Below are 12,210 nucleotides of genomic sequence, written 5' to 3' on the forward strand. Positions count from 1 at the left end.
ATTATTATGGCTGAAGAACTTGCCAATGTTGAAGAACAATCTTACGACGTTAGTAAACTAGAAGGCGTTGAAAAAGCTGCAATATTGCTTTTGAGCTTGTCGGAAGAGGACGCTGCGCAAATACTTAAGCACTTAGAGCCGAAGCAAGTGCAAAAGTTAGGCACCGAAATGGCTAAAGTCGATGACATGACGCAAGCCAAGATCACAGCGGTGCACAAGCATTTCATCGAAGAAATTCAGAACTACAGTACCATTGGTTTTCAAAGCCAAGATTTCGTTAAGCGAGCACTTACTGCCGCTCTTGGCGAGGATAAAGCCGCCAATCTTATCGATCAAATCCTTATGGGAAGCGGAGCGAAAGGTCTCGACTCGCTCAAGTGGATGGATTCCAAACAGGTTGCTAGCATTATCAGAAACGAGCATCCACAGATACAGACAATCGTACTGTCTTATCTAGAGCCAGAGCAAAGTGCAGAAATACTCGCCCAGTTCCCAGAAAAAGTACGCTTAGACTTACTCATGCGCATAGCAAATCTTGAAGAAGTGCAGCCAGCAGCATTGCAAGAGCTTAACGAAATCATGGAGAAACAGTTCGCGGGACAAGCCGGAACGCAAGCAGCGAAAATGGGCGGCCTGAAGTCTGCAGCGAACATCATGAACTACTTAGATACCTCTATTGAAGGTCAGTTGATGGATGCAATTCGCGAACAAGATGAAGAAATGAGTCAGCAAATTCAAGATCTTATGTTCGTGTTTGACAATCTTATTGATGTGGATGATAAAGGTATTCAAGCTATTCTTCGTGAAGTTCAACAAGACGCCCTGCTTAAATCAATCAAAGGCGCAGATGAAGAACTTAAGGATAAGATCATGCGCAATATGTCCAAGCGTGCGGCTGAAATGCTCCAAGACGATCTTGAAGCGCTCGGGCCTGTGCGCATATCAGAAGTGGAAGTGGCACAAAAAGAAATACTTTCTGTGGCTCGCCGACTTTCTGATTCTGGTGAAATTATGCTTGGTGGCGGAGGCGGCGAAGAGTTCTTGTAAGCTCAACGCCCTAACTTAACTTTACAGCCTACGCTTAATATTTTTAAATTTGAGAACCGTAATGTCTACAAACAAAAGTTTCAGTGAAAGCGAAGCAAATGATGCTAAAACATGGGACTTACCTTTTGTTGAAGATGCAAACGCTCGAAAAAAAGATGCGACCACCAACGCACTTAACCGCCGTTCTGATTGGAAATATGAACCGCCTGAAGAAGTTGAAGAAATTTCTCCTCCTACCGCTGACGAAATAGAAGCCATTCGACAAGCGGCCTTTGATGAAGGACACAGCGAAGGCAAAGCAACAGGTTATGAAGAGGGTAAAGCCCAAGGGTTAGAAGAAGGGCTTGAAGAGGGGCGCGAAAAAGGACATGAAGAGGGTCTTGCAAAGGGCTTAGAAGAAGGACAGTCTCAAATCGCGAAGCAGACCGAGCAGTGGCAAATGTTGGTGGAAAAACTTCACGACCCGCTGTCTCAGGCTAACGACGATACTCGCGATCAACTGGTAAAGTTAGCAGTCACGCTTGCTAAAGCCGTTATCAAAACTGAAATAAGTACCAATAATGACGTCATTGTTCAGGCACTGAGCGAAGGCATTAAAGCGCTTCCTATTAATCAAAACGAATACCAGATACACCTGAATCCAGATGACATATCGATTATTCAAGAGCATTTTTCTGAAGAAGAAATGACAAAAAAAGGTTGGAATTTGGTAGCGTCTCCTAACATGGAACGTGGCGGATGCGACATTGTTACTACGCAAAATGCGGTGGATGTTTCTGTGGAGCGGCGTTGTCGTGAAGTGATTGAGCGCTTTTTATTAAATCAAGGGCTCAACGATGACTAGCCCTTGGCACACGCATTTTGAATCTTTAACCAAACAAGTCACTACGGTGCCAATTGTTGCAGCGGGAAAGCTAGTGCGTGGAATTGGCCTTACATTAGAAGCCGTAGGGTGTCAGCTTCCAGTAGGCAGTCAATGCTTAGTACAAACGATTGAAGGCGAAATTGAAGCAGAGGTAGTTGGTTTTGGTGATGATATTACCTATTTAATGCCTACTGAAGCTGTAAGGGGCATTGTGCCTGGTAGTAGGGTTATGCCGCTAAGTCGCCAGAGTGGATTGCCTGTTGGCATGTCGCTATTAGGGCGCGTGGTTGACGGGAATGGACAGCCTCTCGATGGATTGGGAGAAATAGAAGCAGAGCACCGCGCACCTACCACCCGACCACCCATGAATCCATTAATTAGACGACCAATCAACGCCGCTATGGATGTTGGTGTAAGAGCGATAAATGCACTTAACACTGTGGGTGTCGGCCAACGGATGGGACTATTTGCTGGCAGTGGCGTTGGTAAAAGTGTTCTTTTAGGCATGATGACACGGGGCTGTGAAGCCGACGTGGTTGTTGTTGGGCTAGTTGGTGAACGTGGTCGCGAAGTAAAAGAGTTTATTCACGATATCCTTACAGAAGAAGAGCGCAAGCGTGCTGTTGTGGTTGCCGCTCCGGCAGATACGTCGCCGTTAATGCGTCTAAAAGGATGCGAAACCGCGATGACAATAGCAGAGTACTTCCGTGATAAAGGGTTGAAAGTGTTGCTTCTTATCGACTCTCTCACTCGTTATGCCATGGCTCAGCGGGAAATAGCGCTGGCGGTAGGAGAGCCGCCTGCAACGAGAGGTTACCCGCCATCAGTGTTTGCGCGCCTTCCAGCTCTTGTAGAGCGAGCGGGAAACGGGAGTGAAAAGCAGGGTTCCATTACCGCCTTTTTTACAGTGCTTACAGAAGGTGATGATTTACAAGACCCGGTTGCCGATGCTGCTCGCGCAATACTAGACGGTCACGTAGTGCTTTCTCGCTCTTTGGCAGATAGTGGCCACTACCCAGCTATTGATATTGAGTCGTCGATAAGTCGAGTAATGCCGCAAGTGGTCAGTGAAGAACACCAACTCATGGCTAGACGAATTCGCCAGGTATATTCTCACTACAAGCAAAACCAAGATCTTATATCTATTGGCGCATATGCAAAGGGGTCAGATCCACGTATCGATCTTGCAATAAGAGCAGAGCCTGCCATTAATGCATTCCTACAGCAGGGGATGAAACAGGTATTACCCTATGATGAAAGCTTAGAGGGTATGGCTGCGTTGGCCAAAGGCTTAGGGCAGGGCCAGTGAATATGAACCAAGCATTGAAAGGCGATTAGATAATGTCTAAACAACTAGAACGTTTAGCTGAATTCGAAAAAGAGAAAGAACAACGTGAGTCACGCTTTTATCAACAGGCGCAGCTTAACGTGAATCAGCATAAACAAAAGCTAGCGAGTTTAGAGCAATATCGCGTTGATTATATAAAAGGTATTCAGCAAACCGGACAATCGGGTGTAACAGCTACTTATTACCAACAACACCTTTCTTTCGTGGGTAAGCTCGATAAGGCGTGCGAACAACAAATGCAAGTCATTGCTCAAGCAAAGATGGCAGCAGATCAGCGCAAGCAAATGTGGCTTAAACAACAACAAAAGGTTAAGGCCGTTACGCTTCTTCTCGACAAAAAGCGTTTAGCGAAAGAGAAAAAAGAGGCAAAAGCTGAACAAGCCATGCTCGATGAGTTCGCTACGCAACGTTTCATAAGATCTAAAAGCTCCTCTTTTTAGCACGTCTTAATTCCGTGCTTCCCCATTAAAATTACGCAGTTCATGTAAATTTAGTACTCGCTAACAAATCTTCTTTTTAAATAATTGGCGCGGCCTTTGCAAAGTTCTCACTGTCTTTGAATGACGTTTAACAAAGCGGTTGGTTTTGACGGCGTTTTTCAGAAATTGCGACACGCTTTTAAACCGTTGTAGATGCAAAAAAGATACTAAAAACACAGTAGTAATATAAATATAGATTAAAAAGTATTACTAATCAGTTGGTTAAAGTTTGCCTTGCATAATTACAGCGATACAACAAATTTATCACCCATTTGATGGTGGAAGTGTAGGATGGTAGAGAATTATGCAACAAGTTGCCGCAAATAAAACAGACATTGCCGCATTGCCCTTTTCGGCGACATCTACGGCTAAAGCCGTGGGTAACGGTTTAGATAGCCACTCGCAAGGACAAAATAGCGAAGCATTTAGCAGCCTTTATCAAGAAGCAAAATCTGGTGGCCGTGATTTTGTATTAAATGAAAACGCCGGTCGAAACCACAGCGAAAGCGCACATAATATAAAAGCCAATACAAATAGGCGTGAAAATAGCGTTAATAACCGCACTGAAGCCAATTCAAGTGCGGCAAGTGACGAAACCTCTTCTCATGAACGCATTCCGTCTGAAGGGCAAACCTCTAACGCTCGAGAGTCAAAAAGACAAGACGTTGAATCTACTCGTGAGGGCGAACTTAAAAGTAATAATCATTCTAAAGAAGCATTCTTTGATAAAAATACAGCGCCAAAAACCGGAACTGTCTCTTTGAGAGAAAAGGAATACTTAATCGGTGGTATGGACAATAAAACTTCAAATACTGATTCAGATGCAGAACTTTCAGCTTTGGATCTTCACGGAAATTTGAGTTTTTCACAAGAAGTCCTGTCACAAGATTTTCTGTCACAAGATCCGTTGTCAAAAGAAGCCATGCCCAATAGTACAGACTGGATTGCATTAGTGGAGGGAATTACCAAAGGTGGAGTAGGAAAAGCTGCTGGAGAACTTGAGGCCCTAACTAATGGAAAGATGCCCGCTGAGTTTAGTGCAATGGATAACAGCGAAATTACTGACGTTTTATCTGATCTAATAACCCAGTTGAAATCTCTAGAAGATGAAAATGTTAAAGTCAATCCAGCGATCACAGACAAGTTAAGCACTCTAAGCAACCTGTTAAATAAACAGGTTGAGAGTGCTGAAGCAAAAGGCGGAGTGAGTAATGAAAGTGAAGATAACCTCAGTGTACTTCTAGCACAACTCACGAATTCAGAGTCCTTAGCTGAACAGAAAGGCAATGAACGCTCAAGCCTCGAACAAGGAAGCGAAGAAGCACAAAATCTGGCATTGTCCGACCTAAGTGATGAAGAAAGTACGCAGAACGAACTTCTACTAAGCTTAATAAACGATGCTCTTAAAGAAAATGGGAATGACAGACTCAGTCAAGCATTGTCGGCAGCCAACGCGGGTGAAAAAGCAACAGTGCAACATGGCGCTAATCTTGACAAGCTTCACGAGGGCATTCAAAACATAGGCGAAGAAACTCAAGGTTCAATGTCAGTGTCTGGTGGTCTTACTCAAGAGCTAACACAAGAACTAACTCAAGAGCTTGAGCTAGCAACAGTTAATGAGGGAGAGTCTATTGCCGCCGATTTGACCGGTGTTACTGGAAAGATAAGTTCATCATCTGCGGCCGTTGATGGAGAAAGTATCACAGCATCAGGTATGAAGCCTTCAACTGAAAAAGCAGTAGAAGGTCAGCAAATTGAAACGGGAGCACTCGAAACACAAGACGATTCTCTTTTAATGGCTATCAGCAAGCTAAGCCCTGAAAGTGCTCAGAAGGCAACTGAAGCCCTTGCCGAACGTATGGTTGCGCTCGTGCCTAATAGTCAACAGCAGCAGGCTGTGAAGTCGAACATAATTGCTGGTATCAACGAGTTTCAAAAGCAGGTAGAGCAGGGGCATCAGCCGGGCATTGACCTTTCGGCCATTGTTGCAGATGCAGCAAAAGACGCTTCGCTGTCTGCTGAAGTATCAAGCGCCCTTAATGCAAGAGTAGAGACTCAGGCTGGTCAGTTTATGCAGTTGATGACCAATGCACAAAATAGTATTCAGCAAATGGTTCAACAGCAGTTTACGCACGCAGATGCCGCCATTAATGAAAATAACCAAATTCGTTCAGAATCGTCAAAATCTCAACAGCAATTCGATGGGTTCGATAAAGCTGTCAATATTCATAAGCCAGAGGGGCAGCAGCAACTAGGCGAAAAAATTCGTTGGATGGTGAATGCCAGAAACACGATGGCAGAAATTCGACTCGACCCGCCTGAATTAGGCAGTATGCAGGTGAGGGTTAATGTACAGGGCGAAGCGGCCAGCGTGAGTTTTGTTGTACAGTCTCAACAAGCTAAAGATGCGCTTGCTGAATCTATGCCTAAGCTTAGAGATATGCTGTCTGAGCAAGGAATTGAATTAGGCGATGCGCAGGTAAGAAAAGATAACTCATCAAATAGCGAAAGTGGTCAGCAACTTGCAGGGCAAAATGGAAATAGTGGTAGTCAGCGTTCAGAAAATGACGTTGAGCTAGATAATGGGCATGTAATAGAGCAGGCCGTTACCCGAGAAGCGAAAGGCGGTATAGATTTTTACGCCTAGGCTTCATTTAATTAAGCATAGACTTTTTGGCCAACCAATCACTGAAAAGTGAAAAAACAAAAATATGTCAAAATATGACTAAGGCAGCATTGCGATTTTGACATGAAGCTTGATAATACAAGTTTTAACGTATTTAAGAAGAGATACACATGGCTGATGAAGAATTACAAGTAGAAGAAGGCGGCAAGAAGAAAGGTAAAATGATGCTTATCATCATTATCGCGCTTGTACTTGTTGGCGGTGGAGCAGGTGCTTACTTTTTCCTTTTTGCCGGTGACGATGAGCCTGCGGCAGAGCAGCTGCCCGAGGCTGCAGAGACAGCATCAGCGCCTGCAGCAACGGGCGCTAACGCTGAAATTGGAACCGCATTGTATGTCGCCATGCCGAGGCCTTTTGTATTTAATGTGCCCAGTAGCAGCGGTCGAGATAGATTAGTGCAAATTAAAGTACAGCTTCTTGTGCGTGGGTCAGACAATGAAGAGCTAGTAAAAACACACATCCCTTTAATTGAGGGAACCTTGTTACAAGCCTTTAGTATGTCTAACGCAGATGACTTAGTGACGGAAGCCGGCAAAATTGAGCTACGTGAGCTGGCGGTCACCGAGGTTAAAAAGGCACTTCAGGAAAATGACATTGGTAGCAACGTGGTGGAGCGAGTGTTATTCACTGGCTTTGTAATGCAGTAGTTGCATGTGTAATTTTCATGCAGCAGTTTATGCAATAATTTACGCAGCAATTTATGCAAATATGGGTAGAGCACTGTGAGCGATTTATTATCTCAAGATGAAATCGACGCCCTTTTACACGGGGTTGACGATGTAGAGGAAGAAGAGGTTAGTGCGGGTGGTGCTGACTCTGACGCCTCAACGCTCGAATACGATTTTTCCTCGCAGGATAGAATTGTTCGTGGGCGTATGCCTACCCTCGAAATCGTTAATGAACGGTTCGCTCGTCATATGCGCGTTAGCCTATTTAACATGATGCGCCGTTCTGCTGAAGTGTCGATTAACGGCATTCAAATGATTAAATTCGGCGAATACATTCACACCTTGTTTGTTCCAACCAGCCTGAATATGGTGCGCTTTCGTCCTTTAAAAGGCACTGGCCTTATTACAATGGAAGCGCGTTTAGTATTCATTCTCGTTGATAACTTCTTCGGTGGAGACGGTCGCTATCATGCAAAGATAGAAGGTAGAGAGTTTACTCCCACAGAGCGTCGTATTATTCAAATGCTTCTCAAGATTATCTTTGAAGATTACAAAGAAGCATGGGCGCCTGTAATGGACGTTTCTTTTGAGTATTTAGACTCGGAAGTAAATCCCGCTATGGCGAATATTGTAAGCCCCACAGAGGTGGTAGTAATAAGCTCGTTTCATATAGAGCTCGACGGCGGCGGTGGCGATTTCCATGTGTCCTTGCCATACTCAATGTTAGAGCCAATTCGCGAGTTACTCGACGCGGGTGTACAAAGCGACAAAGAAGACACCGACCTGCGCTGGAGTAAAGCGCTTCGCGATGAAATCATGGACGTTAAGGTGGCGTTAACCACGCACATGCTAGATGTAGACGTTCCGCTAAGAGACGTTATGGAGTTCCAACCAGGTGATATTATTCCAGTTGAGATGCCAGAAACTATCACAGTGCTAATAGAAGATTTACCCACCTTTAGGGCTAAGCTTGGTCGCTCAAGAGACAACTTAGCGTTAAAGATTGTAGAAAAAATCGCAAGGCCGACTTCAGTGAAGTCTGAGCTGCAATTATTAACCCGTGGCGGGCGCATTATCGATAATGATGCTGAGCTACAAGTACTCGAAGAAGACCTGTAAGGTAAGGGGAGTTCCCATGAGTGAAGACGGTATGGACGATTGGGCTGCGGCCATGGCTGAGCAGGCTGATGCTGAGGCAGAGCAAGAAGAAGGTGAGAACGATGATGTTCAAGTTGCCGAACTAGATGAACTGACCGATGATGCGCCGATAACACAGGAAGAGAAAAAGAAGCTAGATACTATTCTCGATATTCCGGTTACTATCTCCATGGAAGTAGGCCGTAGTCAAATTAGTATTCGAAATCTGCTACAGTTGAATCAGGGTTCTGTGGTGGAACTGGATCGCGTAGCCGGTGAGCCACTAGATGTATTAGTAAATGGCACGTTGATTGCTCATGGTGAAGTAGTAGTAGTCAACGACAAGTTCGGTATTCGATTAACGGATGTTATTAGTCAAATTGAGAGAATCAAGAAGCTCAGATAAAACTTCTTACAAAGTAAGGGGTTGCGCAATGCTGCCCCTTTTTATCAGCCAAATTGCTGGCGCACAAACTACCCAATCTATTACCAATCCCACATCGGTACTGTCAATTTTCCTCTCTTTGTTGGTGGTGGTTGGCGTTATTTTCGCGCTTGCTTACGTTATGCGTCGATTTAATGTCACTGCAATGGGAAGCAATCACATGAAGGTGGTGGCGAGTATGGTGGCGGGCACTAAAGAAAAAATCATGGTGATACAGGTAGGCGATGAACAGCATCTCATTGGTGTAACCAGTCACAATATTTCCCACCTTAGCAAGCTAGACAAAAATCTAGAGGTTCCCCTTAAAGGCACAACAACTAACGGCCATGACGCCTTTAAACAAAAGTTAGTGGCGGCTATGGCAGGAAAGTTAAATCCACAGACTAATGATAACAAGCAGAAGGAAGACTCAAATAATGCGTAATATCATTCTTTTACTGCTTGCTCTTGGCTCACTAGTCTTGTTTGCAGAGCCAGTACAGGCGCAACAGGGGATATCGGCGGTTACCGTAACCACTAACGAAGATGGCACCCAAGATTACACCATGACATTGCAGGCGCTGTTCATCATGACTGCGCTCAGTCTAATCCCTGCATTTATCATGATGATGACATCGTTCACACGCATCATAGTTGTACTTTCTATCCTTCGCCAAGCTATTGGTTTACAGCAGTCTCCTTCCAACCAAATTCTCATAGGGGTAAGCTTGTTTCTCTCTATGTTCATTATGGCGCCAGTGTTCGACGAAATTAATGAGCGAGCGTTGCAACCTTATTTGAACGAGGAAATGCCAAGTATAGACGCCCTTGAGCAAGCTAAGGGACCAATGCGGGCTTTTATGCTGTCTCAAACCAGAGTGAAAGACTTAGAAACATTCGTGCGAATTGCCGGTGATGAGGGTAAGTATGCCGATACTGATGAAGTTCCGCTTACAATTCTCATACCCGCGTTTGTTACTAGTGAACTTAAAACTGCCTTTCAAATAGGCTTTATGCTGTTTATTCCATTCTTGATTATTGACCTGGTAGTCGCTTCTATTTTGATGGCAATGGGGATGATGATGCTTTCGCCTATGATAGTGTCGCTGCCATTTAAGCTAATGCTCTTTGTTTTGGTTGATGGATGGAATCTTATTTTTGGTACCTTAGCCACTAGCTTCGGTATGGGCGTTTAGGGGGGCGTATGTCACCAGAAGTCTTTGTCGAAATACTCAGAGAAGCCATGTTTATGGTTATTATGCTCGTGTCTGCGGTTATCGTACCTAGCTTAGTTGTGGGCTTAGTCGTTGCGGTTTTTCAAGCGGCTACCTCTATCAACGAGCAAACCATGAGTTTCTTACCCCGTTTATTGGTCACACTTTTAGCGCTGAGTTGGGGCGGTAATTGGCTAGTACAGCAACTGATGGATTTCACGTTTCACATGGTTGAAATGATCCCTCAAGTTGTTGGGTAGCGATATTGTTGCTATGGTTATTCGAGGTTTTTAGTGGAAGTTGAGTTAGCCACAATCAATCAGTTTTTAGCCGACTTGATCCTGCCATTCATGCGAATAAGCGGGCTGTTTGTTGCTATGATTGGTTTAAGTGCAAAGTCTATCCCGCCTCAGGTTAGAGCACTATTAGGGATAATGCTCACATTAATTATAATGCCTGTAGTACCTCCTTCGCCTATCGATAATTTAGTCAGCCTCGGTACTTTCCTTATCATAATTCAACAGTTGCTTATCGGAATAGCAATTGGCTTTATATCCATGATGGTGCTGAATACCTTTGTTTTAGCAGGGCAGATAATTGCTATGCAAACGGGTTTAGGGTTTGCGTCAATTGTCGATCCGGTCAACGGTATAAATGTACCCGCGGTTGGGCAGTTCTATCTCATTTTAGCAACGCTGCTGTTTTGGACGCTAGACGGTCACTTGTCTATGATTCAAATGATAGTGATGAGTTTTGAAGCCTTTCCTATTGGAGAAGCCTGGTGGACAGGAGAGCAGTTTAAGGGAATTGCCCACTGGGGCGGCTGGATGTTTATTTCCGCGGTTACTCTCTCCTTAGCGCCTATCGTATCTTTACTCGTGGTTAATTTAGCCTTCGGCGTAATGACAAAGGCGGCGCCGCAACTGAATATTTTCAGTATTGGTTTTTCTATTGCACAGGTTATGGGGCTGCTAATTATATGGATAACACTCAGTAATTTTACGGCGCACTTTGAAACCCAGTGGATGCGAGCACAGCAATATATGTGTGAATTATTGAGAATTTGCCCATGAATACTTTTTGTTATTGAAGGCTATCTGTTTATGAAGAGCATCAAAAATAGGCGAAGACGTTAAATGGCAGATTCAGCTGAAAAAACAGAAGACCCCACGGGGAAAAAAATTGAGGATGCCCGAAAAAAAGGGCAGCTTGCCCGATCCCGAGAATTGTCTACCACGTTAGTTCTTATCGTCAGCGCGGTTATGTTTTTGTTTGTCGGTGGGTGGATTGCTGAGTCAGTGTTTTCTCTTACCCAGCGCATGTTTATTCTCTCTCGTGATGAGACATACGACACCACACATATGTTTGCAGCGTGGGGTGAAGCATTCACCACAATAAGTGCCCCCGTACTGCTTTATATGATAGTGGCTATGATCGCTGGAATTTACGGGTCTATTGCGTTAGGTGGCTATAACTTTACATGGGATGGCGCGAAACCCAAAGGTTCAAAAATGAGCCCTATTCAGGGTTTCAAGCGTATGTTTGGAACCAACGGCCTGGTAGAGCTATTAAAATCTATCGCAAAGGTAATCACCATTATTGGTATGGCTATCGCGGCGTTACTCTTCTTTCAAGACGAAGCTCTTCACCTTGATATGGAGCTTTATCCAGGCAATATATTTCACGCCCTAGATATGCTCAAGTGGGCGTTTCTTCTCCTTGTGTGCGGCATGATACCCATTGCGCTTATTGATGTTCCCTATCAGATGTATAAGCACAATGAAGAAATGAAAATGACTAAGCAAGAGGTGAAAGACGAACGCAAGAACGCCGAAGGCGACCCCATGGTTAAAGGTCGTATTCGCCGTTTGCAATATCAAGCTGCCACCAAAAGAATGATGCAAGAAGTACCTAATGCTGATGTGGTGGTGACCAACCCAACCCACTTCTCTGTGGCTATAAAATATGACGATAATGGAAACAGAGCGCCGGTGGTTGTAGCAAAAGGTGCTGACGAGTTAGCCATGCATATTCGAAAAATTGCTACGGCCAATGACGTACCCCTTATTCCTTCACCTATGCTAGCTCGCGCTATTTTCTATTCCACAGAAGTCGACGACGAAGTGCCTAACGCATTGTTTATGGCTGTGGCACAAGTACTGGCCCACGTTTATCAGCTTAAAGCTCACAGAGCCGGAAAGGGCAAACGCCCTAAACCGTTAAAACGGGACCTTCCTATACCACCAGAATACCGACGATAACGAAACGCTTAAACTTAAAAGTTGTAGGCTATAACCTTCATTGTGCCCAGATGTTTTGGATATAAGCTTCTGTTTAATAGT

The 12,210-nt window shown here is 44.5% G+C and carries 13 protein-coding genes; all 13 read left to right on the forward strand.

Annotated elements, in window-relative coordinates; translation table 11 throughout:
• Window positions 1-6 precede the first annotated feature (6 nt).
• The 13 genes from fliG (at window position 7) to flhB (ending at window position 12,129) form a co-directional block, all read left to right on the forward strand.
• Window positions 7-1,047, forward strand: coding sequence for a flagellar motor switch protein FliG (gene fliG / locus GTW09_RS03955; RefSeq protein ID WP_163110279.1), 1,041 nt, complete (start codon window positions 7-9; stop codon window positions 1,045-1,047).
• Between the two features lie 61 nt (window positions 1,048-1,108).
• Window positions 1,109-1,891, forward strand: coding sequence for a flagellar assembly protein FliH (gene fliH / locus GTW09_RS03960; protein WP_071979661.1), 783 nt, complete (start codon window positions 1,109-1,111; stop codon window positions 1,889-1,891).
• Window positions 1,884-3,221, forward strand: coding sequence for a flagellar protein export ATPase FliI (fliI, locus tag GTW09_RS03965; RefSeq protein ID WP_163110281.1), 1,338 nt, complete (start codon window positions 1,884-1,886; stop codon window positions 3,219-3,221). The genes fliH and fliI overlap by 8 nt, the downstream gene beginning before the upstream one ends.
• Window positions 3,222-3,253: 32 nt before the next feature.
• The gene (gene fliJ / locus GTW09_RS03970) at window positions 3,254-3,700 is read left to right on the forward strand and encodes a flagellar export protein FliJ (protein WP_071979659.1); all 447 of its coding nucleotides are present in this window, start codon (window positions 3,254-3,256) and stop codon (window positions 3,698-3,700) included.
• A gap of 343 nt (window positions 3,701-4,043) precedes the next feature.
• Complete coding sequence (locus GTW09_RS03975; protein WP_163110283.1) at window positions 4,044-6,386, forward strand: flagellar hook-length control protein FliK; 2,343 nt, start codon at window positions 4,044-4,046, stop codon at window positions 6,384-6,386.
• A gap of 149 nt (window positions 6,387-6,535) precedes the next feature.
• Window positions 6,536-7,072: a flagellar basal body-associated protein FliL gene (gene fliL, locus GTW09_RS03980; RefSeq protein ID WP_163110285.1), complete on the forward strand. Its 537-nt coding sequence runs from the start codon at window positions 6,536-6,538 to the stop codon at window positions 7,070-7,072.
• Window positions 7,073-7,147: 75 nt separating this feature from the next.
• On the forward strand, window positions 7,148-8,212 hold the full coding sequence (fliM, locus tag GTW09_RS03985) for a flagellar motor switch protein FliM (protein ID WP_163110286.1): 1,065 nt from the start codon (window positions 7,148-7,150) through the stop codon (window positions 8,210-8,212).
• A gap of 16 nt (window positions 8,213-8,228) precedes the next feature.
• The gene (fliN, locus tag GTW09_RS03990) at window positions 8,229-8,636 is read left to right on the forward strand and encodes a flagellar motor switch protein FliN (protein ID WP_071979655.1); all 408 of its coding nucleotides are present in this window, start codon (window positions 8,229-8,231) and stop codon (window positions 8,634-8,636) included.
• Between the two features lie 28 nt (window positions 8,637-8,664).
• Window positions 8,665-9,099 carry a flagellar biosynthetic protein FliO gene (fliO, locus tag GTW09_RS03995; RefSeq protein WP_163110288.1) on the forward strand — a complete coding sequence of 145 codons (435 nt, stop codon included), beginning with the start codon at window positions 8,665-8,667 and terminating at the stop codon, window positions 9,097-9,099.
• Complete coding sequence (gene fliP / locus GTW09_RS04000; RefSeq protein ID WP_163110290.1) at window positions 9,092-9,850, forward strand: flagellar type III secretion system pore protein FliP; 759 nt, start codon at window positions 9,092-9,094, stop codon at window positions 9,848-9,850. Before fliO ends, fliP begins: the two co-directional genes overlap by 8 nt.
• Before the next feature lie 8 nt (window positions 9,851-9,858).
• Window positions 9,859-10,128, forward strand: coding sequence for a flagellar biosynthesis protein FliQ (gene fliQ / locus GTW09_RS04005; protein WP_163110292.1), 270 nt, complete (start codon window positions 9,859-9,861; stop codon window positions 10,126-10,128).
• Window positions 10,129-10,161: 33 nt separating this feature from the next.
• Window positions 10,162-10,941 (forward strand): flagellar biosynthetic protein FliR, encoded by a 780-nt coding sequence (fliR, locus tag GTW09_RS04010; protein ID WP_071979651.1) that lies wholly within the window; start codon window positions 10,162-10,164, stop codon window positions 10,939-10,941.
• Window positions 10,942-11,004: 63 nt separating this feature from the next.
• Window positions 11,005-12,129, forward strand: coding sequence for a flagellar biosynthesis protein FlhB (flhB, locus tag GTW09_RS04015; RefSeq protein ID WP_163110294.1), 1,125 nt, complete (start codon window positions 11,005-11,007; stop codon window positions 12,127-12,129).
• The last annotated feature ends 81 nt before the right edge of the window (window positions 12,130-12,210 follow it).

The sequence above is a fragment of the Alteromonas hispanica genome, assembly GCF_010500915.1.
GTDB classification, from domain to species: Bacteria; Pseudomonadota; Gammaproteobacteria; order Enterobacterales; family Alteromonadaceae; genus Alteromonas; species Alteromonas hispanica.